Genomic DNA, 24,976 nt, shown 5'->3' with positions numbered 1-24,976 from the left:
CAGCCTGCTCCATCGACCCACACCCCAAATCTGAATGCCCACGTCGCCATCTTCCTCCGCTGATGACGCCGAGCTTTCTGCGGAAGAAATGGCTTCGTCAGCCGCAGACGCGGCCAAGGTCACGCTGGGGGACCTGCAAATGGAGCTGAACCGGCTGCAGAGAACTGTACGTCTGACCATTCAAGACCGCCTGGCGAAGCTGACCGGGCAATCACTGGGAAGCCTGGCGGAGAACCGCGAGATGGCAAAGGCGATCCACCAGATGCTCGATTCGCATGGACTGAGAGTTCAATGCAGCGAATGCGGTCATCCCGCCATCTTGCGCGCTTCGCCTCGAGGCGGTGTCGCCAACGGAGTGTTCGTGTTTGACCACACGATCGAACGACGTCGCACTTTTCATGGCGGAAAGACCGTGCTGCCCGAACTGCGACTTGTTTCAAAGCCAGCGCGAAAGCAAAGCAGCGACCGCGCAGTGGGTTGAAACGGGCGATTCGCGGGGGAGCAACTTGATCCCCGCTGCGACATGGTTTGGCGAATTGGTATCATTCCGCCATGCAAGATATGCCCCCCCCTGCACTGCCCAGTGCCGACGACGCCGTGATAATGAAGCAAGCCGCTCTCGGTCAGCTCGCTTTTGCGCGGCGATACACGCTCGAAATGCTTGATGCGACGCCGCGAGAGCTTTGGTTTACGATGCCCGCCGGGCTTCCAACCAACGTCGCTTGGCAGCTGGGCCACCTGACGGTAAGCCAATATGGCCTGTTGATGTTTCGGATTCGTGGACGCCGACCGGATGACTTGGAATTGATTCCTGGTCGTTTTCGCAAAGCCTACGGCCGCGGTTCGGTTCCCAAATCGGACTCTCAGACGCAGCCAACGCCCGATGAATTGATCCAGCGACTCGACCGAGTTTTCGACTTGGCGATGGCGGAGATGAACGACGTCACCGGCGAGACTCTCTTGGAATCCGTCGACATGCCCTACGCACACTATCCCTGTAAGCTGGGCGCCGTTTTATTCTGCCCACTTCACGAACAGATCCACGCTGGCCACCTTGGCATGCTGCGCCGAGCCCTGGACCTGGAACCGATCCGCTAATTGGATCGAACTGACTTCATGCAAATTCTGAACGAATCGATCTACGATCACCCGAAGTACTACGACTTAGTTTTCGGTGCTGACTGTGCCGCAGAGATCAAATTTATCCTCGCCTGCGCCGATCAATACATCAGCCGCAAACCGCAGCGGATGTTTGAACCGGCATGCGGAACCGGCCGGCTGCTCTATGCCCTGGCGCGGAAAGATTTTGATGTCGGCGGGCTGGACCTGAACCCCAAAGCGATCGATTTCTGCAACGCTCGATTCGAGCGACACAAAATGAAGCATCGCGCATTTGTCGCTGACATGGCGGACTTTACAGTCAAAAAGCCGTACGACATCGCGTTCAACACGATCAACAGCTTTCGCCACTTGTCCAGCGAAAAAGCAGCCAAAGGACACCTGGACTGCATGGCCGGAGCGGTTCGCAAAGGAGGTCTGTACCTCCTGGGCGTCCACCTGACGCCTACCAAGGCACCGCCGAGCGAAACGGAATCCTGGTCGGCGAGGCGCGGTCATTTGTCAATCAATACGCACATGTGGACCAATTCGCGAAATCGCCGGACGCGCGTGGAGCGGTTTGGCATTCGCTTTGATGTTCACAGCCCGACAAAAAGCTTTCGCATCGAAGATGAACTTGTCCTACGCAGCTACACGCAAAAACAGATGGACACGCTGATTGCATCGTCAAAGACTTGGGAACCGATTGCGACTTACGATTTCGGTTACGACGTCAAAGATCCTATTCAGGTCGACGCGACGACCGAAGATGTCGTTTACGTTCTGAAACGACGTTGAATCAAACTCAACCGATAGCGTGCGATGCGGCAGATCACACGTCGGTTGGGCTGTTCGGTGAACTGGCCACTAGTTGGCAAGCTGGATAAAAACAGACGTCTCGCACCAAAAAGCCAAGTGTCCGTTTGTTCTCCGGCCCGCAATCACGACTTTGCGGTGCGACGCGTTGACGCAAGCTTGAGTGCGATCACGGCGGCGAAAAGTCCTAAGCCACTAGCGATCAACGCGACCAAACCCCAGCGTCTTTTTTCCAGCGCCTTGGTCTTGTAGTCATACATTGCTACCAAATCCAAACTGGATTTCTCCATGTGCTCAAACTCGCGAATCAAGCGAGCCGCGTTCAGGCCTTCAAAAGCCTCCTTGGTTTTGGCAATGTGAATTTCCGACGTGATGGGCGTTTCCAACAAAAACCAGCGAATTGCCGCGAAACCACCAATCAGCAGACCCGCCAACGCCAGCAGTCCCAAGATCACAGCGACGACTTGCAGCCCCGAAACGTCCCCACCTGATTGGTGGCGATCTGAATCAACAGTGGAATCCTCGGCCGTCGGCAGTTGCCTTAATTCACCCAGCTTAGGAATAGGAACGTTCGCTTGGCACTCCGAGCAGATCGCCACATCACCAGCTTGGCTGGGCATGACTTCGATGGACGCTTTGCAATGGGGGCAAGGAAGCAGATACATGGGAATAGTAGATAATAATGGAGGCTGACCGACTGGACCGGACGATCGATCTGACTAGAATCCAAGTGAGCAATCGGCACCACCGCCCGACAAAGCCGCTCCCGTCAATCGAACTGTCAGTTTTGACAATTCATTTTGGCCGGACATCCCATGATGATCCGCGGCAACACAATAACGAACTGTTTTGTTCGTCCGTGATCCGAATGATTTGGATTGCATCAATAGAGTGGTCGAATTTGTCGAATGCCGCTAGGAAGGCAGTCAGACCGAAAGGACTGAAACAAGTGATTAAGCCGGGGATGAGTCTCTGAGTTACGTGATCGACGAAAGTTTGGTTCGGCATGCCCTTTGGTTTGCGGGCCATTGGCCGTCATGGAATCGATCTTTGATGGAAACCGTTGGTCGCGTTGATTCAAAAAGACGTCGATTCAAGCTGACAACGAGGCGTGATTTTGGAAGTCGATGACTTCTTACATGCGTTCGTTGTGTTCCCCGACCAGATCAAATGCAATTCAGTTTTTTTATCTCTGACACAATTGTCGAACGTTCCTGCGGTGATCTGTGGCGAGTTGGGTGAAAAGCAAACATCATGCACTTGGCAAACGGCGTAACGATAGCGTCTGTCAAATGGTCTGGTTCAGCTTTTGCGCCTCTTCGGTAACAAGCCGACTCAGTCCGCAAAGTCACCCCTGGTTCGGAAGACTGACACAATCAGAAAGTTTTTCCAATCCCGGCAGGTTTGGGGGAGACCACGAATTGGGTGGTAGAGTTTTGATGCGAATACGTTATGGCCAGTGAAGATTCTGGAAAACGAAATGAGATTCGCGAAGTAGTTCAAATTAACAACAGTTCAACCGAGCAACTCTTACCCACCTGAGTCACGCTTCTCCAGCGCATACGATCGACGGAATGTCGGTCGTCGGGAAACGATATCGATCTGGCAGGATGTGAGATCACGACTTTCAAACCATTGATACAACCAACTCACAAATCCATCCATCGCCGTTTTTTCTCTATCACTCACTCAGTTATTTGCTCTTCCCTAGCCAGTCATTAAGTCTGCTGAGGGAATCCCAATTTATTTCATCGATGTCCTAAACGCACCAACGCGAAATCAATCGCAAAAAGCTTCGTTCAAAACCCAACGTGGATTTGATCTTTGTTGATGCAGCCACCGTAGCTACTACGCGGCGCGTCGCCAGAGCGTCCCAACAGCCAAGACTGAACCCGAGCTTTTCATTGACCGCGCTGCCACGGCACCACGTCGATATATTCCATTTCAATCCAACCGCTTTGAGCAGGAGTCCCTGTTTTGTTCGACACCCTAATGGACGAATTCGATCACGTCACCGCATCCAGCGAAGACGTTGTCAGCCGTGGTTTTCGAAAACTACCAGTCGATGATAGCGAAGACGATGTAGCAGCGGTCGCCGCAGCGACCGGTAGCGTGCAGCTTGACAGCCCCGACGAATTGATTGCTGTCGATGAAACAGAAACTTGGTCCGACGATCCGGTTCGCATGTACCTGACGCAGATGGGCGAAATCCCTTTGCTGACACGCCGCGAAGAAATCGAACTTGCCAAGCGAATCGAAGAAACTCGCCGTCGTTTCCGCACCAAGTTGCTGGAAAACCACTTCGTCTTGGTCGAAGCCTACAAGACGCTCAAAAAGGTCTACCGAAGCCAGCTTCCCTTTGACCGAACCGTTCAAGTCTCCGTGACCGATCGGCTGGAAAAAGAGCAGATCATCGGCCGATTGCCGCACAACCTGAAAACCCTGCAAACGCTTCTCAAACGCAATCGCCACGACTGGAAAGTCTCGCTCAGCAAGAGCGCATCATCGCGTCGGCGTGCCGAAGCATGGCGTTCACTTGCACGCCGTCGTCGTCGTGCGGTTCGCTTGATCGAAGAACTGGGCCTGCGAACTCACCGTATCGAAACTCGCATCGAATTGCTCGCGAAGTTTTCGATTCGTCTTTCGGAGATCGATCGTGAAATCAAAAACCAGAAACGAACCAAGCACGGTCGCGAAGTCAAAGAAAAGCTGCTTCACGAACGACGTCAAATCCTGACCGCGTGCCAGGAAACCCCCACGTCGCTGCGAAATCGCGTCAAGATGCTTCGCCGAGTGTACGCCGAGTATCAGCAAGCCAAACGTGAACTCAGCGAAGGCAATTTGCGATTAGTTGTTTCGATCGCCAAAAAGTACCGTAACCGTGGTTTGTCATTCCTGGATTTGATCCAAGAAGGCAACGCCGGATTGATGCGTGCGGTCGACAAATTTGAATACCGTCGTGGTTTCAAGTTCTGTACTTATGCAACGTGGTGGATTCGCCAAGCGATCACACGAGCGGTTGCCGATCAAAGCCGTACGATTCGTATCCCTGTTCACATGGTGGAAACGATGAGCCGCGTTCGCAACGTTGCTCGTCAGCTGCTACAGGAGCTAGGCCGCGAACCAACGATCGAAGAAACCGCACGACGCGCCGACGTCACCGTCGAAGAAGCTCGTCGCGTGCTGACCATGAGTCGCTTCCCGATTTCGCTAGATCGCCCGGTTGGTAACAGCGAAGACAGCCAGTTCGGCGACTTGCTTCCCGATGGTGCCGCCGAAAGTCCGCAGATTGGTGCAACGCAAGAAATGTTGCGTGACCGAATCACAAACGTTCTGAAATCACTGTCCTACCGCGAACGCGAAATCATCAAGCTGCGTTACGGACTGGGCGACGGATACAGTTACACGTTGGAAGAAGTCGGGCACATTTTCAAAGTCACCCGCGAGCGGATTCGGCAGATCGAAGCCAAAGCCGTCCGCAAGCTGCAGCAGCCTAGCCGCAGCCAAGACTTGGTCGGGTTCCTCGACTAACGCAACCACGATTTTAGATGCTAAAATTCGAAGCGATGTGATTCCGACCCAGAATCACATCGCTTTTTTGTTGCCCCGATGCTCCGCAGCGACTCATGCCAACATTTCAGCAAATCCTCGCCCACGGTTGGCAAGTTCATCAGTCCGGCAAGATTGATGATGCCCAAAGAATCTACCGCAGCGTACTGGACGATCGTCCCGGCGATCCCGATGCATTGGTCTACCTCGGCATTGCCCTGTTTGATCAGCTCCGCTTTGACGAATCGGTGGCTGTGTATCAGCAGGCACTCGCCGGGCGAAGCGTTTTCCCGATCGGCTGGAACAACCTAGGCAACTCACTGCGGATGCTTGGCAGAGTTGACGAAGCCGAGGCAGCATTTGTTACCGCACTCGATCAAGACCCTCAGTACTTGTCCGCTTTCAAAAACCGAGGCACCCTCTGGGTTTGGACCGGAGAGATCGACAAAGGCTTGCAGTGCTACGAAGCGGGCCTTCAAATCGATCCTAACAGTGCCGAACTGCATCGTAACCTGGGCGTAATCTACTTGCTGCAAGGCGACTACGATCGAGGCTGGCCGCAGTACCGTTGGCGTTGGGCGATGCCCAGCATGCCTCGGCCCCAATGCCATGCACCGCTCTGGCAAGGTGAGCCGATCGACGGAAAATCGATCCTGCTGTATCCCGAACAGGGTCGCGGCGATGCGATCCAGTTCATCCGCATGGCCAAAGTACTCAGCGACGCCGGCGCACGAGTGATCGTTCAATGTGCTCCCGAGATGATCGCGTTGTTTACTTCGGCAGCCGGAATTTCGATGCTGGTACCGCATGACGTTGTCGCGCCACCGGTGGACTATCACGCATCGCTGATCGACACCGTTGACGTTTGGTACACACAAACCGGCCAAATGCCTTACGGCGTCACCGGCAAAGACCGCAGCTACTTAACCGTATCGACACCACTGATCGACTACTGGAAAAACTGGCTTGACCAAAACGTCCCGGTCACCGGCAGCCAACGCCGCATCGGAATCAATTGGCAGGGCAATCGCGAACACCACGCCGATGTTTACCGAAGCCTGCCGCTGTCAGAACTGAAACCACTGACCAAAATTCCTGACGTTCAGTTAGTCAATTTACAATTTGGAGATGGTGTTGAACAAATCGACCAAGTCGACTTTGGCGACCAAATTCACTGCCTGCCCAACGATGTGGACGCAACCGACGGGGCGTTTACAGACACCGCCGCGATCCTGCAAAACCTAGACGCGGTCGTGACAAGTGATACCGCACTGGCGCATCTATCTGGCGCGGTGGGAACCGACGTGCACTTACTGCTGGGCCGCGTTCCCGACTGGCGTTGGCTAACCCAAGGCGACCGCAGCGACTGGTACCCCACGATGCAAATCGCTCGGCAAATCGAAGTTGGAAACTGGAGTGATCCCGTCCATCAATGTTGCGATCGACTGAGTCACTAGGCACCGGATTCTAAAAACAACCTATCGGCTGCTAAAGAATGGTGTCTTGCCATGGGCCGGTGATAGCACACGTGATTCCCGGCTTTTGAATGTTCACAAACAACCATTGGCCGTCGGGACTAAAAGTAGCGCCCGCCCATTCTTTGGTGCGAAAGTCACCAGCGATGTCGTTGTGTTCGCCGGATAGAACAACATTGTTTTCTGCAAACAAAGCCAGCTTGCCTTCCTGTGACAGGCCAAACATTCGCTGCGGGTATTCGTTGGCCCCGTAGTCGTTGTCCTCGCAAAGAACGATGCCGCCACGCGGGCTAACGCACAAATTATCAGGCATGTTCAGCGTAGGCTTGCTGGGTGATTCAAACAGCAACGTCAGCTTATCGGTCTTGGGATCGTATTGCCAAATCTGGCCAGCTCTCGCAGCGCCGCCATCGGTGGCGTCGAAGTACACCAGCCCATTTCCGTACCAACAACCTTCCAATCGCGAAAACGTCGAACCACCTTGGGCTTCGCCTTGCTTGAAAACGCCCACTTCATCTAGCGTGCCTTCCGTGTGAGCCAAATGCGGCTGGTCAATCTTGTGCCAGCGAACGTCAAACTGCGTTCCATCGGCAAAGCCGCCTCGCAGATCTTTTTGCCCGACGACTTCGGCCATCTCAAGCGTTCCACCGGCTGCCAGCTTGCCTGCGACGCTAGGGATGTACCGGTAAAAACCACTGGTAGGACGATCTTCCGTTTCGTACACGATACCCGTCTCGCGATCGACCGCGATGGCTTCATGAACGAATCGCCCCATGTCTTTGATCGGCTCGGGATGGCCGGTGCCGTCGGCGGGAACCTCAAATACCCAGCCATGCGTTTTTTTGAAATCACGAACAATCTTGTCCGGGTGATACTTGTCGATGGTGCCAGGCCCAAACGTGGTTTCTTCGGCGGTCAACCACGTTCCCCAAGGCGTCACGCCGCCCGCACAGTTGCGACTGGTGCCCGACATGCTGACGCGACTGGAGAGCCACTCGCCTGTTTTGGAATCAAACTTGAGCGTCGTGCAGCCCGCCTTGGCACGAACATCATAAGGCTGGCCGTCACGGATTCGCAGGTGCGTGCCGTGCTCGCTGACTTCGTGGTTGCGCACCAACGTCAACAAACCGCCTTCATCCAACACGACTCCCATTCCATCGTGAACCGGCGGCGTCAGCGTTCCGTCATCCATCACATCGCCGGTCCAACCAAACGTGTGATATCGAAAACCTTCGGGCAATCGCAATAACGGCAATCCGGTGGTCTCATCGTTGACGTTACGCAGCGAAGCACGACTGCCACGCTTGGGCGAATCCCCCAAAGCGAACCGTTGTGACAAACCACCAAACGCAGCGCCCACGCCGAACGAAGTGGCGGCTGCAAAATTGTCACTCAAAAACTGGCGGCGATTCCGACTTCGCATTCTGCAATTGTCCCGCAAACCCAAAAGTGGCTTTAACAACGTTGGCTGCACGCTGACGAACGACCATGAACAAACGACTCACAGGGAGCCATCCAGTCGCGTGCATTGAGAGCACGTAAACTACCGAGCGGAACCGGTTCTGATAAGCGGAAACTTGATGAAGTTTCGGTGAAGCTTTTATGCGCACTCGATGAAGCTTTCATGCCAACATGCGCCATGCAAATCACAGCAGTTCTGCGGCGAACACCTTCGCTTTCACCGGCTACTGGCAGTTAGCAACCGATACTGCACGTCACGCTTTCCAGATCTTGGCATCGATGAGTTGCTGAGTGACTTTGCCGGCCCAATCTTTGTTTGCCGCGGGGGACGCAGGGCTGGGGTGCAAAATCCGCGACAAGTTCGCTTTACCGTCGCTGTCGTCGAGAGCTCGTTGGAGACATTTTTCCGCGTAGACGCCAATGCCCACAACATGCTGAGGATCCAAGATTCGAATCACGGATTTCAGGTGTCGATCGCACGCTGCATCCAAAGGTTTTCGTTCGTCGATGGGCAGCTTGTCCGGCGTGCGGTTTCGTGCGGACGCTTCCATAAAAACGAGCGGGCAATAGTTTGTCACAAAGTGTCTGGCAAAGAACTTGCCCCGCGTCTTGTAGCGTTCTTGAAAGAGTCCCCAAAGTCGGCGACCGCTAACTTCGCTGCGCTGGCAGTCGTATCCTTCGACCGGCCGTTTAGGGTGCTCGTTATCAGGTCGATCCACCGGCGAACTCAACCCGAGAAAATCGCGAGCCGCCGCAATCTCACCAAACGGAACACCGGTCTGTGCCATTCCCCATGGCCCTGGATTCATTCCCAAGAACAACACCGCGGGCGGTTTTTCACTGATAAGCGACAGGTACGCTTGATGAGCTTTCCACGCGTACGAAAGCGGGTTGTAAACGTGGGTCACGGGATCCGCAAACGACAGTTCGTCCACTTCTTTGGCAAGTTTCTTTGCCGCACGAATCAGCTGGGATGCAATGGGAGACTTGGCGGCCGTCATGAATCTTCTTCGTTGGCGGATTCGATACGCTCGGCTTGTTCGACCGGCAACGACATCGGAGTGGACTCTTCGGACAAACTCATGGTGCGATGTCGATTGAGCACCATGATTTTCTGCCAAATCTTTCGCGACAGCCCTGTGCATAGCTGTTCGATTTCGCCAACCGCTGCGACGACTTCCGAATCGTCAAACTGATTAACGTACAACGCCGCTATCTTGCCGTTCAACGAAAGCATTTCGGTGCAGTAATCCAGATACCGCCCCAGCTGCAACGGAGTCATCGTTTCTTTTGGCGAATGGCTGGTGCCCTGGTAGCTGCCAAAGAGCCGTTCGGGATCTTTGGTCAGTTGATGCATGTCGATGATGTGGGCAATCGAACGCAGTTCATGCACCGCAGCTAGAGCCTGCCCACGCTTGATGCGCTTTTCCAAGCTCGTCAAAAAGTAGATGGCTGCCCCAATAAAAAGGCCTCCACTGGCCGCCGCATCAAAGGTCTGAATGAAGTTGTCAAAACTCATGTCTTCGTCACGGATCCCAACGGTCTGGGCGGCGTAAACGATCATGACGACGATCAATGCGATCAGGCACACGGCTAACGCGTACCCCGTCACGCGAATCCAAACAATCGGCTGGCGAATTTTCTCCGCTCGATCCGCAGCGTCTTGCGAGACATCGTAAATATCTCCGCAAAGATTCGCCAAACCCGAATGAGGAAACCGATCGCTGATCCGTTGCTGCAATTTTGCAATCGTCGCAATGATGCGTTCGTCACGTAGCAGCAAGTCAGTCATGCGTGATGAGTACGGGGTCAAGCGGTAGGTTGCGACTGTCTGTCAAACGCTCAAATATTCTTCGATGGCTTCTTGAATGATCGTCGTCGATGGCACTGCATCTGTCCAGAGTTGGAAGCTTTTGGAGACAACTCCGATCTGACGATCCAGCGCAGAAATGACCCGATACCCCTTCTCCGCCGCCGCGCAGATTTCTTCTTTGCCATCGGTCAAATCGACAATCAGCTTGGACCCATCGCCGGTAGGCCACTCGTCTACATTCAGCGGCACATCGCCTTTGGGGCCCGTCGAAAGCACAATCAGATTGGCATGCGTGACCGCTTCGACGGTCGGCGTTCTTGTCGACAATGTGATCTGCTCTTTGTCGACGATGTCAGACGGAAAACTCTTGCTTCGATTCCCCAGCCACAAACACGACTTGTCGGGGTCACCGTGCTGTGCAAAATGAGCCTGAATCGCTTCGGAAAGCCACTGCCCATGAGTATCGGTGGCAATCAAATCGCCTTGATCGCCACCGCTGCGTGACAAGCAATTGGCCGGCGAACCGGAGTACTCTTCAATGGATTCGCCTTGTCGCCAAGCCGCCGCCAACATCGACAAACTGTCATCCACCAATACTCCGCGAAAGTCCAGCACCTGCAAACCATCCAGCGCGGCGACGATGTTTTCCTGCTGCACATGAAACGAAGTGACACGAAAATCCAGATCAAGCGACTTCAGGGCAAACTCGATTGCGAACTGAGACGGGTTGCCTGCAATCGGGTCTCCAATCACAGCGATCAGCGGTTCGGTTAGACCATCCATGAAATCTGGCAGTTCAGTATCGAGAGAGAGAGCGAAGAGAAGTCGCGGGAAAAGTGCACGAGAAGAATCTATTCTCCTGACAAATGGCTTGATGACAACCTGGATCAGTAAGTGTCACAGCGGCGGGCGTTTTTCTCGATGCGTAACGTAGCTCAAAAACCAGCCCCCAGAACTTCCGTTTTCCCCTCACAAACACCGAAAACCAGTGTGCGGTGACAGGCTCTAGTTCTTTTGAGGACGGCAGACCAAACGGATCATGTTTCTGGCATGAAGACGCTGGCACGATACAATCTGAATCAGCCATCTCCAGCGCGGTTGGAATCTTGGCAGGTCCGAACGCTCGAGGATAAATCGATTGGCAAAAGGCGATCATTTTTTTGTTTGGCGACGTCAATTAGGCGTTCCGTTTCAACACCACGCAATCGATGTCGGTGACGGAACCGCTGTGCACTTCACGGATGGCGTTGGCGGAGTTGCTGGTCCGGGACATGGCACAAAAGACTTTGTCGTAATGCACACTTCGATCGCGACCGTCACGCAAGAAGGACGCTGCAAGATCCACATTATCGAGCACGCGCGTTCTTTGGATGCCGATGAAGTCGTCGAACGCGCGATCAGCCAAGTAGGTCGCAAGGGCTATCACTTGATGTTCGACAATTGCGAACACTTTGCGTCCTGGTGTGCTGTCGATCGCGAAGAAAGCGGCCAAATCCGAATTGCCTGCGAGCGTTTGGCCGCAACCAGCGTAAAAACGATGGCAGCAGGAACACTGCGTTTGGCATCACGCCATGGCGCAAAACGACTGCTTCGGGGAGCGAGCGGCTGGATGCTTGTGGCCGAAGCAGCCCAGTGGGCGACCGAAGCAGGCGGGCATCATGTGGGACTTTGCGATCCCAAACTACGTCGCAATGCTGGACGTGCGGTTGGCAGTATGACAGCGATCGGCCTGGGCGCGATCGGAGGCCCCATTGGAATCGCAGTCGCTGGCACGCTTTGGGTGGCTGGCGAAGTAGCCGGCGAAGCATCCAACCGAGTCTACGAACAGTTTCGACAGCAGCGAAAAAGTCCGTAACGAGGACGATCGACTTAAATCTTGTCCTTTTCTATCGAGCTTGACGCTCAATCATTTCCATCAGGCCCGCCGTCGGTTGACGAAGCGTCATGACTTGCGGTTCGCCCGTTGGATCATTGCGATCGCGAACGATCACGATGACTTCGCGATTGCCAGAAGCGATCGCAGAACGCGAATCGCCTGCAACGTTGCTGGGCTGACGAACCGGAGCAATCGCCGAAGCTTGAACCACCGAGTTTCGGTTGGGTTTGTTCATGACCGCAGCAATTCGATTTGCCGGTGGGCTTGTTGGGGATTGAGTAGCCATACGACTGGGGGCTTTGTACAGATTTGACAATCCAACCCGATCCAACTGCCACTGCACACTGCCGGGACCAGTATAGATACCAAGATCATCTTTGTAGTCCGCCGCATTGCAGACACCGACTAGACGTCCTTGATCGTCAAACAAACCACCGCCACTGCGACCATCGACGGGCGCGCCAGAGATTTCGATATTCGATGCACCAAGGTGAGTGTCGTATTTGTCGACGCCGGTAATGCGAGTGTCACGGCGAGTGGGATCGTCACCGCGATCGCAGCCAAAGCTGAACACAGGTTGTCCGGTTCGCAGCGTCTGACCAGCGGCCAGCACGGGCACCGGTTGCACGACAAAACCAGGCAGAATTTCGACCAAGGCGATGTCACGGTTTTCGGCGTCGTAGTCGACGATTTTTCCCATCACTGTTTTGACTTGTCCGCCGACAAACAGATCCACTTCGATTTTTCCCTGGCCTTTATTTTCGCGAAAGAGGTGCCCACAGGTCAGCACCAGCGCCGATTCGCCGTGCGTGTCGATAATGGTTCCGGTACCGGCTCCGTAGCCAGTTCCGTCGTGTACTTTCAAACGAACCGTCGCAGCACTGGCACGTTCGATTGCGCTGGCCAGCGACAGGCTTGGCATGGGTTCGCGTTGATGTGAATCGCGACCACGTGCGTTAGAGGCGGGAGCAGCGGCAAGTGTCTGTTCAAAGTTGGCTCGCCGAAGGGGAGCAAGGCGAGTCTGAGGTGCACGTACGGGTTGCCCAGCGTCCAAATTTGCGCCGGTTGCCACCAAGGGTCCTTGGGGATTGATCGCCAGCGCGGTCAGCAACTCAGCGGCGGATTGCATTCCCACCAGCCGGGTGACTTCTTTCCCACTGCTGACAACGACAAACGTTGGCGTTTGACGGATACCGTAGCGGCTTGCCAGATTCGGTTCTTTGTTAACGTCGACGTGCCGAACCGGCACGCCCTGCTGCTCCAATTGCGTCAGCACGGGATGCATGGCGCGACAGGGTCCGCAGTGAGCCGACGAAAAGTCCAGCAACACGGCGTCCGACGCAGTGGCAACGCAATTTGGCAAAGCGAACAGGGCCAACAAAAAAGCAGTTAGCGAACTGGCAATTCGCCCGAACATTCCATTCTTCACGCTCGTCCCTCCATGGACGTTTGTGGATGAATACCAACGAACCAAGTTTTTCGCATCCTGCGAGTCTTGATCCGCCGAGAAAGTCAGATTGGGATTCGGGCCGATGGTGCTTGATCCGAACAACCAGGAGCAAGGTCAAACGGGTCGAAGATCCGTGAACTTGAGTCGTTTTTGAGTTTCACGGCCGTTTTCGCGAAAATAACGGCAATGCTGTTGTTTCAAGACACCGCCAGGGTGGATACAAGCAGACAGTATCGAGACCGTTTCGCCGCGCCGTCAAAACGGCCGTCAAAACAGCTGGCAAAAGCAACGGCGTCGCGAGAGTCCCCATCGCTGACTACAATCCGCACTCCATTTCCCCCAAGATTTGAATCGATTTGATGAACCGCCGCATTCTGGTCACCAGTGCCCTGCCATACGCCAATGGTCCGATTCACATCGGCCATTTGGTCGAATACATCCAAACCGACATTTGGGTGCGATTTCAAAAAATCGTCGGCAACCGTTGCATCTACATTTGCGCCGATGATACGCACGGCACCGCGATCATGATTCGCGCTCGCAAAGAAGGTCGCAGCGAAGAAGATCTCATCGAAGCCATGAGCCAAGAGCATCAACGCGACTTTGATGGATTCGGCATCCAGTTCGACCATTACGGTAGCACGAACAGCGAAGCCAACCGGGAGATCTGTGGTCAGTTCTGGCAAGCTCTTCGACAACAAGATCTGATCGCCGAACGCGAGATCGAACAGTTGTACGATCCGGAAGCCGAGACTTTTCTGGCCGACCGGTTCGTTCGCGGAACCTGCCCCAAGTGTGGCAGGACCGATCAACCTGGCGACAACTGCGAATGTGGTCACACCTATCGCCCGACAGAACTGATTGACCCCAAGAGCACGCTTAGCGGTGCAACGCCCGAGATCCGTGAAGCAACGCACCTCTTTGTGGAGTTGGAAAAGCTGCACGGTTTCTTGGCCGAATGGATCGACAGCAGTGATGCGTTGCAAAGCGAAACCGCCAACTACCTGAAAGGTCACTTCCTGGCCGATGAATTGCGTGACTGGGACATTAGCCGTCCCGCACCGTACTTTGGTTTCGAGATTCCCGATTCGCCAGGCAACTATTGGTACGTTTGGTTTGATGCTCCGATTGGGTACATCGCCAGCAGCAAGCAATGGTGCGATGCCAATGGCGAAGAGCTTTCGGATTGGTGGCAAAGCGAAGAATGCGAAGTACACCATTTCATTGGCAAGGACATCACTTATTTTCACACGCTGTTTTGGCCGGGGATGTTGAAGACAGCTGGATTTAGCTTGCCGACAAAAGTTCACATTCACGGTTTTTTGAACGTCGACCGCGAAAAAATGAGCAAGTCCAAGGGCACGTTGATTTCCGCGGCCACGTACTTGAAGCATTCTCAACCGGAATACCTTCGCTATTTCTACGCAACCAAGCTTTCCTCGCGAGTGGAAGACCTGGACCTGAGCTTGGACGAGTTCACCGAAAAAGTGAACAGCGACTTAGTCGGCAAAGTCGTGAACCTTGCCAGCCGTGTTGGTAAATTTGCCAACAAGACAGGACTATCGGCAGAGTATCCCGATGACGGTGGCTTGTTTGAATCAGCCGCCAAAGCGGGTGACGAAATCGCGTCGGCATACGAAGCGTGCGAATATGCCAAGGCGATGCGATTGATCATGGAACTGGCCGACGCGGCGAACCCCTACGTCGAACACGCCAAGCCTTGGGAAATGAAGAAAGACGACGCACGGCAACAGGAATTGCAAGATGTTTGCACCGTGGCGTTGAACCTCTTTCGGCAGCTAGCCATCTATCTCTCGCCTGTGTTACCTTCCCTAGCCGCCCAGTGCAGCGAACTACTCGGTGACGAGATTACTTCGTGGGACCAGAGCAAGTCCCCGCTGCTTGGCACACCCGTTGCGAAATTCAAACGCATGATGGACCGAGTTCAAAAAGAGGATCTGGAAAAGATGATTGACGAAAGCAAAGAAGAAGCCGCCGCAGACGCAGCGATCGAAAACGCCCCTCAGTTCAACGACAGTGACCAGCCACTGAAGGACGAACCGTTGTCAGAAGAAATCACGATCGATGATTTCGCCAAAGTTGACTTACGAGTGGCGCGTGTCGTTTCGGCCGAACATGTCCCCGAAGCGAACAAGTTGTTGAAGCTGACACTTTCGCTCGGTGGTGATGAACGGCGCCAAGTCTTTGCCGGAATCAAAGCCGCCTACGAGCCTGAAGCCTTGGTAGGCCGATTGGTCGTGATGGTCGCGAATCTGAAGCCGCGGAAAATGCGATTTGGATTAAGCGAAGGCATGGTGACCGCGTCGGGACCCGGCGGAGCCGACGTATTTATACTGGGCGTCGACGAAGGTGCTCTACCAGGACAGCGCGTCCATTAGGTTGCCCATGATTTCTGGTGCCATCACTTCTGTGCGACGTCGCATTTTGGATCGACTTGTGCTGCGCCCGTCGCGACATGAGATCGATCCCGGTGTGCAACAACGTGTGATGCTGAAATGGGGCCCCAGCGACGAAACGCTTGAGTGTTTTGTTCAGAGTCGCGGTAAGCCCAAGGAACCGCTCGATCTGCTGGTCATCAAATTTCCAGGGACCGCAGGACGTGCCGAACGCTCGTCTCATTTTCCATCCAACTACCTGTCGATCGACAACAGCGAAGTCTGGACTTGGAATCCTCCCGGCTACGGTGGCAGCAGCGGTCGCGCAAGCTTGCATCGAATGGAAGTCGCGGCGCTGGATTTTTGGCGGCAGATGCTGGGCTCCTCACGAGTCGGCCCGTCCACCCGCGTTTGGGCGTGCGGCAATAGCCTGGGATGTATCGCTGCTCTCCGCGTCGCCAGCGAAGTGGATTCGCAAAATCGACTAGGGATGTTACTGCGAAACCCGCCGCCTTTGATCGACGTCGTCAAAGAGATTGCCAGGAGATACCCGCTCGGTCAAATGATTCACCCCGTCGCGGATAGTTTGACCGATTCAATGAACGCGCCCATCATCGCAGCCAGCGTGACGTGGCCCTGTGTTTTTCTGCAATCTGAACTCGACGAGCTGGTTTTGCCGGCCATGCAAGACCGTGTGATCGATGCGTACGCGGGTCATAAACGCGTCGTGCATCTCCAAGGGTTGTCGCATGGTGCTGTCGCGACCGAACTCCATGAACCGTTGATTCGCAAATCAGTCCAGTGGCTATGGGAGCAAACCGATGGACATCAATGAAGTCTTGATCCGTCCGGTATCCCAAGCCGAATCGGGGCCTGCGGATGCCCAGCAAATCGCGGCGATCTACAACCACTACATCGAAATCGGCGAAGCGACTTTTGATCGCGATCCATGGACGGCTGCGCGAGTCACCGAACTGCTGAGCGCACCGTTGCCCAACGGTTGGTACGTTGCTGACCACGATGGCCAGATCATTGGTTGGAGTTCAGCCCGGCAGTTTAGCGACCGTCATGGCTATCGCCTTTCGTGCGAAACCGCGATCTACCTCAGCACTGACGCGATCGGACGCAACGTCGCGGACTTGCTTCAACAACAAATCGATCAGCATTGCCGGCAAAACCAGCTTCATCATGCTGTCGCGAAGATCATCGCGACCAACGATCGCAGCCTAGCATTTCACTATCGGCATGGATACGAATTGGTAGGAACGCAAAAAGAAATCGGACATCTCAACGGACAATGGTCCGATGTCACGATCTTGCAAAAAATCTACCAGTAGCTCCGCACTAGTTCGTGCTTGCACGGGCTTCGGAAAGCATGCTTTCGACATCCGCGATCACCAGCGATGACGGCAACGCGTAGCTCACCACACGACCTGCTCGGGCGATGTTGATTCCCAATGCCCTGCCCTGCGTGTCCAAAATCGGGCCGCCACAGTCGTCGGGATCCAAAACAGTGTCGTGCTGAATAACTCGGCTAAACCCGCTCAGACGATTGCTTCGAGGCCCGTTCACTTTCGTGTCGTTCTCTGATTCCAACACGACGTCCATATCACGAATCATCGCGCTCAATTCCAACGTGTCCCCCGCTCGCACGATGGTCAGTCGAACGCTTTCGCCGGGAAACAATTGGCGAAGTGCTTCGATCACGCCGGCGCGGCTTTGTTGTTGTCGGCCATTGATCGCCACGATGCGATCATTTTGTTTGACGCCAGCCAGTTGGGCACCACTATCGGGCCAGACGTTTTGCACGGTCGCAATGCCATTAGGGTCACTGTTCAGCATCACGCCCAAGCGTCCCCGGTGTGCCACTCTGCGAGCGCGAACACCGATCACACCGATTCCAATCGGTCGGCCCGTTCGCCCTGGAGTGATCAAAAAACTGCCAACCGGCGGAGCATCAACGACAAAGGTGATGGGCACAAGTGGCGCAATCGAATCTACTTTTAGTAACGCCAGATCGCTCGAACGCCGCACCGCAGCAACCCGCGCAGGCAGCAGGCGGCCATCTGCAAAACGAACGCGAACGGGATCTCCCGTCAATTCGCTCCGTTTGGTCAACACATAACCATCGGCGGCCACGATGGTGCCCAAAGCAACCGGCCGTCCACCAATGTTGATCTGAGTAACCGACGGTTTGGACTGCTGTGCGACCGGCCGCAGTAGCATGGTCATCGCGCCGTTGTCGCGCCGATTGTTCGACGGCGCAAGCCCGAGTCGCTGGCGAAGCCACTGGGGCGAACGGGACTCAACTTTCGGTTCCGCACGCTCTTGCTGGAGCTCTTGCTGATTTGTTTCCAGCTGCCCCTGTTGCGGGACGATGATCTCCTGCGCCGAAACGTTTGGCACAGCCATGCCCGTGCACAGAACCAAAGCGATTCCCGCAGCAAAGACACTTCGGATTTGGGAGTTTGGAATGGACAAATATTTTCTTTCCATCGGATAGGTCTCAGTCTTCCTCACGGCCAATCTCCACACTCAATCGAATTCGTTTGCCTTGGCGATTGATCCAGACCGCGACACGTTCACCAGGCATCGTATCGGCTACGGCCGCTTTGAGCGATTCAAAACTGGAAATCTGCAGATCCCCAAACTGCTCTATCACGTCGCCCGATTTGACCCCCGCATCGGCGGCGGCGGAACCACGGTGGACGATCCCTACTTTGGCCCGAGCGGTATCCGACGCTCGTTTCACTCCCAAAACGGGTTTGAAACCAGGCAAAAACCCCCATGCCTCGCGATTGGCCAATCGATCCCACGAGTAATCGTAGTGGTCAACTTGAATGTGAAGATTATCAGCAACATCGTTTCCAATTCGGCTATGAACCGCAATCAATCTGCCAGCAATGTCAAACAAAGGCCCGCCGCTATCGCCGCCAATCAACGCACAGTCGGTCACAATCGAACCAGGCCTGACAGCCAAAATTCGGCCCACGCGAGTCACCGGACCGCGTTCTTGGTCGTATCCTCCTGGATGCCCGGTTGCGACGCACCACATTCCTGCTGCCAGGTCATCGCTGGTGCCAAGCGTCGCATGCGGCCAAGGCTGTCCCCCGTTCTGCCCCGCATTGATCTTTATCAATCCCGCATCAACGCTACGGTTCATGCCCAGCGTCGTCGCCATCACATTGCGTCCATCCGAAAGTGTAATCACGGCGGTCTTGTTCGGACGCATCGCGACGTGTGCCGCCGTCAAAACAAAACCGCTGCCGGTGACGATCACGCCGCAGCCTTGTGCCGGGCCGATTTTGACACTGACCGTGCATGGCACCGCAGCCTTGGCCACCAGTCGTTGCTGACGTTCCAATAGTTGAAGCTGTTCAATGGAATCGGGAACACCGCCTTTGGCGATAATATCCTTCAATTCGGTGAACAGAGGCACGCGTGTGCCCCCGGACGAATTCGCCGTGGCCCCCGTCGCGATCGGCGATTGTGCAAAACCGCTTGGCATGGTCGCGACAACAAGCGAAACCGCCAAAATTGGAATGAAACGACTCAATGAATTCCTCTGATTTAACAATCGATAGGGAGCCAAATAACGGATCGGTGACTTGCCGCGGGGCAACACTGCCACCATCGCCACATGTCAACAGATGGATAACAATCTCCTCCTTGCCATCCCCCTGACTCCACCGATCAAACTCGAACGATATTGGGGGCATTTCCCCTGCGGGATTGGCTGAGCCCATTGTAGCCTCCGAAATCGATTTGGGAAAAAGTGACTCAAAACTCCGCTAAAAACGACAATCCTCCTCTCCGCGGCGAAGCTGTCCTGGTCGTTGGCGGCGGTTACCTGGGATCTCGGGTTGCCCGAGCGGCGCGTGATGATGGAGCAAATACCTACGTCACGACCCGAAATCCGGACCGCGCAAAGGCGTTTTCCGATGCCGGACTGAGTCCGTTGGTCCTGGATTGGACCGACCGGCGTAGCCTGGCCAAGCTCCCCAGCGTCAGTCGCATCTTGGTCGCAGTCAGCTACGATTCATCCAGTTCCGTTGGACGTTACGAGTCGCAGGTAGGTGGGCTCAAGAACCTGCTCCGCGCGACTCCGGCGTCCGCCAAGATGTGCTACATCAGCACCACCGGCGTCTATCACCAAAGCGGCGGACTTTGGGTCGACGAAAACTCGCCGGCCCAACCGATTCGCCAAGGCGGACGGGCACACCTGGACGCCGAAGCACAACTGCATCGACACCGGCCAAACGATGCATGGACGATCCTGCGTCTATCGGGCATCTATGGTCCCGGCCGCGTTCCGCGGGCAGCCGACGTCATTGCCGGCCGCGCAATTCGTTCGCCATCCGACGGTTACTTAAACCTGATTCACGTCGATGATGCCGTCACTGCAGTCATGGCCACTTGGCAAACCCAGTGTCGCCGGCTGTATGTGGTTTCTGACGATCAGCCAATGATTCGAGGGGACTTTTATCGCGAAATCGCTCGACAGTGCGGCGCGGCGGAACCAAACTTTTTGCCGCCTGATCCTGACGCTCCCGTATCGATGCGCAGCGGCAGCAACAAACGAATTTGGAATCGGAGAATGAAGCATGACTTGGTCCCAAAACTCCGCTATCCCACTTATCGCGAAGGCCTAGCAGATGTTTTGAAGTGCGGATCGCGCAACTGAACGCTCAAAACGATGGGGGGGTTGTTAGTCTGGTTTCCCACGTAAAATACACCATCTCTTTTCTTCCACTTTGACGTCATCGCCATGTATTCACGCAAACCTATCTTTCCAGGCATCATCGAGCTGAATTTCCAAGCTGGCGAAGTTCTGGGATGCAACGTGTACTTGGTCTACGACGCAGACGAGTGGTTGCTGATCGACATCGGCTATGAAGAAACGGTGGATGACTTTATCGAAATCATTCGTCAGTTGGATTTTCCACTTTCGCGATGCAAGACGCTGGTCGCAACACACGCCGACGTTGACCACATCCAGGGGCTTGCCAAAGCAAAGCAAATCCTCAAAACCACGGTGACGGCGCATCCCAAAGCCGTGCGACCACTCCAAGAAGGCGACACGCTGGTAACCCTCGCGGAGATCGAAGCACAAGGGTTGAAAATGGATATGCCGCCCGTCCAGATTGAAACGCAAGTCAACGACGGGGATGTGATCACAGTCGGGAATTTGGAAATCAAGGTCTGGCACACACCGGGTCACACCGATAGCCAACTGGCTTTTCAAATTGGCGACGTGCTGCTCAGCGGTGACAACATCTACCGCGACGGATGCATCGGTGCCATCGACGCGCACCACGGCAGTGACATCAAATCCTTTGTCAATTCGCTGGAGAGAATCCGCGATAGCAACGTGCAATGGCTGGCTCCCAGCCACGGACCGATTTTCGCCAACGACGCAGCAATGCTCAACAAAACAATCGATCGAGTACGCGGTTATCTGAAAATGGCAGACTTCGGAACGCTGGCCGACAGCTGGCCGTTGATGGATCAATGGGACGAAGAAGTCGCCGCGGGTAAGTTGCCGGACGGGTTGGAACCGCCAAAGCAATAACGCGACCGAATCGCTACCGCGACGCGATGTGGGATGGCAAAATTTGCAGCCCGTCATGGCGGTAGACTAGATTGAAAGCCTCTTTTCTTCTCTCAAAATCGGAAGGGCTTTCGATGATTGACCTAGGTCGCTTAACGCTTTTTACTTCGTTGCTGGCTTGCGCCGCTTCGATTGCCGTTGGCCAGGATAACGGAGAAGCAGAACCGTTCGTTTGCGGGACGGCGTTTGCAATCGCCCAAGCTGGCGGCGGTTCGATGCCGATCATCGACAACAAACCTCTGCGCACGATTGTCGAACCGCAAACCGAAGTCGCTCAAACGGCAAACGCAGCGCTTGACCAAGACACGGACCTAGGAGAAATCAAAACGAGCGTTGGCGAACTGGCCACGACCCTAAGTGAACAACTAAAGCTTCCTGTTTTTGTCGATACTCACGCGATCGACATCGCTGGCCTGGATAACGAAACGATTATCGAATCTCCCGCTGGCGCGTGGCCACTGCGTTCTGCGTTTCGCCGAATGCTGCGTCCCCATGGCCTTCGTGTCTCGGTAGAGGACGAAGGCTTTGTCGTCACCGCGGATTTTGCTCAGCTCGTTCGACGCGGGATAGCGACCGACTACTGGATCAGCGCAGACCCTGAAGGTAACGAACAGATTTCCAAGACATTGGGCAAGAAGCTGACAGTTGGTTTTAAAGACCTTCAACTGGACACCTGCCTTGCCGAACTGAGCGAACAGACTGGCATCGATATGATTATCGACCGTCGCGCATTAGAGGAAATTGGACTCACTGCCGACACACCGGTGACGTGCCGTTTGAAGTCCGTTTCGCTTCGTAGTGCTCTGCGTTTGATGCTCCGCGAATTGGATCTGACTTACCACATTCAAGATGAAGTGCTCGAGATCACGACGATCGAGGCCTGCGAACAGAACCTTGTAAACCGCGTGTATTTTTTGGAAGCCACCGGCTTTCCGATTGGTGACTTTGACAACGTGATCGCGATTTTAGAAACCACGATTGCTCCCGACACCTGGGAATCACTTGGCGGCCCATCAACGATCGCACCGCTAACTCAAGGTCAACGCAGTCGACCAGCCATTTTGGTATCGACGACATCGGATGTCCACAATCAGATCGCCGACCTGCTGAAAGCGATGCGAAAAACGCACGTCGGTGCCGACCCAATTGCGGCGCGCAGCCCAAATCAGCCGCCTGAAAAGAAAGTGCCTCAGTCGGGCGGAATGTTCTAGATCGTCAGACGTGCTGAAGGTTTGCAAACAAGAAATATTCAGCTTTTGGCAATTTGATGCGCGCCCTCAAGTGCTTTCATCGCACTACTCTTCTGAATCGACCGTCTCACACGTTTTGGGTTGGATTATTAACGCTGCATCAACCGAATCGAACTTGCCCAGCACGCTGACCGATGGCGATTTGCTTGACGGATGGGCACGCGACCGAAATCCGGCGGCACTGTCCATGCTGGTTGATCGATACAGCCGCATGGTGCTGAGCGTTTGTCATCGGCGATGTCGTTGCAGCAATGATGCTGATGACGCCTTCCAAACGACGTTTTTGTATCTCGCCCACAACGCTGCCAAGATCAAAAAACCGGAGTGTTTGCCTGGCTGGCTGCATCGTGTTGCCCAGCGTTCGGCCATTGCCACACTCAACTCTCATTCCCACCCGTCCGATTCCATGGCTGAAATCCCTGCGACGCCGGACGATCCTTTGTTGCGTCTAACACAACGTCACGAAGCGATCGTTTTAGACGAAGAGCTCGCCGCGATTCCCCAGCAGTATCGCGCGGCACTGGTCATGCATATCTTCGACGATCAACCGCTGGCAGTTCTGGCCGAACACTTTGGTACGACCATCGGTTCGATTCGTGGACGATTGCAACGAGGAAAAAAGATGCTTGGTCGACGACTTCGCCGCCGAGGCATTGCCCCCGTGTTGGCTTTTACAGCCGCTAGTGCTTGGACGGTTTCGGCAACCACTGCTTCTCACGCCGCAGAGCAACTGATGGCCTTTTCGCCTGACGGCAAGCTTCCCGATTCTGACATTGACGCTCCTCTGCTCGACTCACTTCTCAGCCAAGGAACTCGCTCTATGTTTTCTGTCTCTTCTGCTGCCGGCCTTGTTGGCGGTGGTATCGTCTTGGCGATGCTCGTGATCACGGTCAGCCCCGTTTCTACAGGCCAGCAAGCCTCCAATGTTGTGACCCTCTCCGCAGCTCACACCGAACTTGATCGTCTCGAAAACCCCGCGGCACCCGATCTTGTGATCGCTCAGTTTGACAGCGGCCAGAACGACAAAAACAAATCTCCCGCTGGTTCAGCCGAATCTAAAGCGTCTGAATCCAAAGCGAACAACCAACGATCTGCAACCAAGCCTCAGCAGTCTTCGACGCTAGAGCGAGGCATGATGTGGATGTCGCAGCACGCTCCTGCACCGGTGCCCACCAGCAAAGTCGCCAAGCTGGCTGCCGAAAAGCTTGACAGCGAATTCGAACTTGAAATCCCACCGACACCGATCAAAAACCTGGACAAGCAACTGAGCATTGCGGTTGGCGTTCCCTTCAGCATCGACCAACGTGCTCTCGAGTTCGCCGAAATCAATCCCGAAATGGTGCAACCAGCGTTGTCGACGCAGGCTGTGCCCCTGCGCACGACACTGCGTTCACTCCTGCGCCCATTGGGACTCAAAGCGGTAGTTAAAGAACATGGCATTGAGGTTACCGCGGACCCAACGGTTTTGGTTCACCGGGGGCTGGGGGCTTCCAAGTGGATCAATGTCAGTGATGAAGTCGAGAAGCAGATCGCATCCAAACTGCAACAAAAAGGCAATGCGGAGTTCATCGAAACGCCACTGGCCGAGGCGATCGCCACGTTGAATCAACAGTTTGATTTGCCGATCCGAGTGGACTCGCGGGCGCTCGATGAAATTGGCATGACGCCCGACGAACCCGTCACCTCGCGTTTTGTAAACATCACACTGCAAAGCATGCTCAAGTCCATGCTCTATGGCATGGACCTGACCTACGTAGTGCATGACGAATCATTGGTCGTCACAACCACCGAAGCTGCCGATTCCCGTTTACTGAACCGGATATACTGGCTTGAGAGTACCGGGTTTGCGATTAGCGATTTTGATTCAATCACCCGCGTAATCGAAGGCACGATCGAACCCGATGCTTGGGAAGCGTTGGGTGGGCCTTCGACCATGCAACCCATTCGAACAGCACGCCCGGCCATCTTGATTTCGACCACCTATACAACGCATCAAGAATTGGAGCGATTCTTTAAAACCGTCCGTCAGATGCATTTTGGTGACGACCCCAGATTGCAAAAGATCCAAGTCCCTGCGTCGCAAGTTCCTCGCAGTCTGGGAGGAGATGCAGGAAGCGGAATGGGCGGCGGCGGAATGGGTGGTGGCGGTGGCATGGGTGGCGGTGGCGGATTTATGTAACT

The 24,976-nt window shown here is 54.8% G+C and carries 21 protein-coding genes; 13 read left to right on the top strand and 8 right to left on the bottom strand.

Annotation, left to right across the window (positions count from 1 at the left end; all coding sequences use genetic code 11):
• The first annotated feature begins 34 nt into the window (after positions 1 to 34).
• The 3 genes from K239x_RS01350 to K239x_RS01340 all read left to right on the top strand — a co-directional run bounded on the left by K239x_RS01350 (position 35) and on the right by K239x_RS01340 (position 1,896).
• A complete protein-coding gene (locus K239x_RS01350) occupies positions 35 to 481 on the top strand; it encodes a hypothetical protein (RefSeq protein ID WP_419189541.1) in 447 nt (148 codons plus the stop codon).
• Positions 482 to 552: 71 nt separating this feature from the next.
• Positions 553 to 1,098, top strand: a complete 546-nt coding sequence (locus K239x_RS01345) for a DinB family protein (RefSeq protein ID WP_145415901.1) — start codon at positions 553 to 555, stop codon at positions 1,096 to 1,098.
• 18 nt (positions 1,099 to 1,116) lie between these two features.
• Complete coding sequence (locus K239x_RS01340; RefSeq protein ID WP_145415900.1) at positions 1,117 to 1,896, top strand: class I SAM-dependent methyltransferase; 780 nt, start codon at positions 1,117 to 1,119, stop codon at positions 1,894 to 1,896.
• Between the two features lie 143 nt (positions 1,897 to 2,039).
• Here the strand turns inward: K239x_RS01340 and K239x_RS01335 are convergent, their stop codons facing one another.
• On the bottom strand, positions 2,040 to 2,579 hold the full coding sequence (locus K239x_RS01335) for a hypothetical protein (RefSeq protein WP_145415899.1): 540 nt from the start codon (positions 2,577 to 2,579) through the stop codon (positions 2,040 to 2,042).
• 1,312 nt (positions 2,580 to 3,891) lie between these two features.
• Here K239x_RS01335 and K239x_RS01330 point away from each other — a divergent pair.
• Both K239x_RS01330 and K239x_RS01325 read left to right on the top strand, forming a co-directional pair.
• The gene (locus K239x_RS01330; protein ID WP_145415898.1) at positions 3,892 to 5,445 is read left to right on the top strand and encodes a sigma-70 family RNA polymerase sigma factor; all 1,554 of its coding nucleotides are present in this window, start codon (positions 3,892 to 3,894) and stop codon (positions 5,443 to 5,445) included.
• Between the two features lie 95 nt (positions 5,446 to 5,540).
• Positions 5,541 to 6,920: a tetratricopeptide repeat protein gene (locus tag K239x_RS01325; RefSeq protein WP_145415897.1), complete on the top strand. Its 1,380-nt coding sequence runs from the start codon at positions 5,541 to 5,543 to the stop codon at positions 6,918 to 6,920.
• A 31-nt stretch (positions 6,921 to 6,951) separates the two neighbouring features.
• Here K239x_RS01325 and K239x_RS01320 read toward each other — a convergent pair whose 3' ends face one another.
• From K239x_RS01320 to K239x_RS01305, 4 genes are all read right to left on the bottom strand, one after another.
• On the bottom strand, positions 6,952 to 8,361 hold the full coding sequence (locus tag K239x_RS01320) for a PhoX family protein (RefSeq protein WP_145415896.1): 1,410 nt from the start codon (positions 8,359 to 8,361) through the stop codon (positions 6,952 to 6,954).
• A 292-nt stretch (positions 8,362 to 8,653) separates the two neighbouring features.
• Positions 8,654 to 9,400, bottom strand: a complete 747-nt coding sequence (locus K239x_RS01315) for a uracil-DNA glycosylase family protein (protein WP_145415895.1) — start codon at positions 9,398 to 9,400, stop codon at positions 8,654 to 8,656.
• The gene (locus K239x_RS01310; RefSeq protein ID WP_419189540.1) at positions 9,397 to 10,191 is read right to left on the bottom strand and encodes a hypothetical protein; all 795 of its coding nucleotides are present in this window, start codon (positions 10,189 to 10,191) and stop codon (positions 9,397 to 9,399) included. The genes K239x_RS01315 and K239x_RS01310 overlap by 4 nt, the downstream gene beginning before the upstream one ends.
• Positions 10,192 to 10,233: 42 nt before the next feature.
• Positions 10,234 to 10,995, bottom strand: a complete 762-nt coding sequence (locus tag K239x_RS01305; RefSeq protein ID WP_145415894.1) for a hypothetical protein — start codon at positions 10,993 to 10,995, stop codon at positions 10,234 to 10,236.
• A 355-nt stretch (positions 10,996 to 11,350) separates the two neighbouring features.
• Between K239x_RS01305 and K239x_RS01300 the strand changes: the two genes are divergently transcribed.
• Positions 11,351 to 12,067: a lecithin retinol acyltransferase family protein gene (locus tag K239x_RS01300; protein WP_419189539.1), complete on the top strand. Its 717-nt coding sequence runs from the start codon at positions 11,351 to 11,353 to the stop codon at positions 12,065 to 12,067.
• A gap of 31 nt (positions 12,068 to 12,098) precedes the next feature.
• On the opposite strand, the gene K239x_RS01295 is transcribed toward K239x_RS01300, so the two are convergent.
• Positions 12,099 to 13,517, bottom strand: coding sequence for a trypsin-like peptidase domain-containing protein (locus K239x_RS01295; protein ID WP_419189538.1), 1,419 nt, complete (start codon positions 13,515 to 13,517; stop codon positions 12,099 to 12,101).
• Positions 13,518 to 13,897: 380 nt separating this feature from the next.
• Between K239x_RS01295 and metG the strand changes: the two genes are divergently transcribed.
• From metG to K239x_RS01280, 3 genes are read left to right on the top strand one after another with little or no spacing between them, the layout of a single operon-like run.
• Positions 13,898 to 15,937: a methionine--tRNA ligase gene (metG, locus tag K239x_RS01290; RefSeq protein WP_145415892.1), complete on the top strand. Its 2,040-nt coding sequence runs from the start codon at positions 13,898 to 13,900 to the stop codon at positions 15,935 to 15,937.
• A 7-nt stretch (positions 15,938 to 15,944) separates the two neighbouring features.
• Entirely contained in the window at positions 15,945 to 16,769 is an 825-nt protein-coding gene (locus K239x_RS01285; protein ID WP_419189537.1) for an alpha/beta fold hydrolase, read from the top strand.
• Positions 16,756 to 17,271: a GNAT family N-acetyltransferase gene (locus tag K239x_RS01280; RefSeq protein WP_145415890.1), complete on the top strand. Its 516-nt coding sequence runs from the start codon at positions 16,756 to 16,758 to the stop codon at positions 17,269 to 17,271. Before K239x_RS01285 ends, K239x_RS01280 begins: the two co-directional genes overlap by 14 nt.
• Positions 17,272 to 17,278: 7 nt before the next feature.
• Here the strand turns inward: K239x_RS01280 and K239x_RS01275 are convergent, their stop codons facing one another.
• Positions 17,279 to 18,430: a PDZ domain-containing protein gene (locus K239x_RS01275; protein WP_419189536.1), complete on the bottom strand. Its 1,152-nt coding sequence runs from the start codon at positions 18,428 to 18,430 to the stop codon at positions 17,279 to 17,281.
• Positions 18,431 to 18,440: 10 nt separating this feature from the next.
• The gene (locus tag K239x_RS01270; protein WP_419189535.1) at positions 18,441 to 19,490 is read right to left on the bottom strand and encodes a S1C family serine protease; all 1,050 of its coding nucleotides are present in this window, start codon (positions 19,488 to 19,490) and stop codon (positions 18,441 to 18,443) included.
• 219 nt (positions 19,491 to 19,709) lie between these two features.
• On the opposite strand from K239x_RS01270, the gene K239x_RS01265 reads away from it, so the two are divergent.
• The 4 genes from K239x_RS01265 (at position 19,710) to K239x_RS01250 (ending at position 24,974) form a co-directional block, all read left to right on the top strand.
• Positions 19,710 to 20,618 carry an SDR family oxidoreductase gene (locus K239x_RS01265; protein WP_145415888.1) on the top strand — a complete coding sequence of 303 codons (909 nt, stop codon included), beginning with the start codon at positions 19,710 to 19,712 and terminating at the stop codon, positions 20,616 to 20,618.
• Positions 20,619 to 20,702: 84 nt separating this feature from the next.
• Positions 20,703 to 21,506, top strand: coding sequence for an MBL fold metallo-hydrolase (locus tag K239x_RS01260; protein WP_145415887.1), 804 nt, complete (start codon positions 20,703 to 20,705; stop codon positions 21,504 to 21,506).
• A gap of 113 nt (positions 21,507 to 21,619) precedes the next feature.
• Positions 21,620 to 22,756, top strand: coding sequence for a hypothetical protein (locus K239x_RS01255; RefSeq protein WP_145415886.1), 1,137 nt, complete (start codon positions 21,620 to 21,622; stop codon positions 22,754 to 22,756).
• Positions 22,757 to 22,910: 154 nt separating this feature from the next.
• Positions 22,911 to 24,974: an RNA polymerase sigma factor gene (locus K239x_RS01250; RefSeq protein ID WP_145415885.1), complete on the top strand. Its 2,064-nt coding sequence runs from the start codon at positions 22,911 to 22,913 to the stop codon at positions 24,972 to 24,974.
• Positions 24,975 to 24,976: the final 2 nt, after the last annotated feature.

The sequence above is a fragment of the Stieleria marina genome (assembly GCA_007741555.1).
GTDB lineage: Bacteria > Planctomycetota > Planctomycetia > Pirellulales > Pirellulaceae > K23-9.
The sequence above is the reverse complement of the archived record's forward strand: the minus strand, read 5'-3'. Positions and strand labels throughout refer to the sequence as shown.

Excerpts from the sequence above, each read along its gene's own strand:
- K239x_RS01345 (WP_145415901.1), top strand. The coding sequence starts at position 553 with ATGCAAGATATGCCCCCCCCTGCACTGCCCAGTGCCGACGACGCCGTG.
- K239x_RS01320 (WP_145415896.1), bottom strand. The coding sequence starts at position 8,361 with ATGCGAAGTCGGAATCGCCGCCAGTTTTTGAGTGACAATTTTGCAGCC.
- K239x_RS01280 (WP_145415890.1), top strand. The coding sequence starts at position 16,756 with ATGGACATCAATGAAGTCTTGATCCGTCCGGTATCCCAAGCCGAATCG.
- metG (WP_145415892.1), top strand. The coding sequence starts at position 13,898 with ATGAACCGCCGCATTCTGGTCACCAGTGCCCTGCCATACGCCAATGGT.
- K239x_RS01310 (WP_419189540.1), bottom strand. The coding sequence starts at position 10,191 with ATGACTGACTTGCTGCTACGTGACGAACGCATCATTGCGACGATTGCA.
- K239x_RS01285 (WP_419189537.1), top strand. The coding sequence starts at position 15,945 with ATGATTTCTGGTGCCATCACTTCTGTGCGACGTCGCATTTTGGATCGA.
- K239x_RS01305 (WP_145415894.1), bottom strand. The coding sequence starts at position 10,995 with ATGGATGGTCTAACCGAACCGCTGATCGCTGTGATTGGAGACCCGATT.
- K239x_RS01255 (WP_145415886.1), top strand. The coding sequence starts at position 21,620 with ATGATTGACCTAGGTCGCTTAACGCTTTTTACTTCGTTGCTGGCTTGC.
- K239x_RS01260 (WP_145415887.1), top strand. The coding sequence starts at position 20,703 with ATGTATTCACGCAAACCTATCTTTCCAGGCATCATCGAGCTGAATTTC.
- K239x_RS01340 (WP_145415900.1), top strand. The coding sequence starts at position 1,117 with ATGCAAATTCTGAACGAATCGATCTACGATCACCCGAAGTACTACGAC.
- K239x_RS01315 (WP_145415895.1), bottom strand. The coding sequence starts at position 9,400 with ATGACGGCCGCCAAGTCTCCCATTGCATCCCAGCTGATTCGTGCGGCA.
- K239x_RS01350 (WP_419189541.1), top strand. The coding sequence starts at position 35 with ATGCCCACGTCGCCATCTTCCTCCGCTGATGACGCCGAGCTTTCTGCG.
- K239x_RS01275 (WP_419189536.1), bottom strand. The coding sequence starts at position 18,430 with ATGGAAAGAAAATATTTGTCCATTCCAAACTCCCAAATCCGAAGTGTC.
- K239x_RS01335 (WP_145415899.1), bottom strand. The coding sequence starts at position 2,579 with ATGTATCTGCTTCCTTGCCCCCATTGCAAAGCGTCCATCGAAGTCATG.
- K239x_RS01325 (WP_145415897.1), top strand. The coding sequence starts at position 5,541 with ATGCCAACATTTCAGCAAATCCTCGCCCACGGTTGGCAAGTTCATCAG.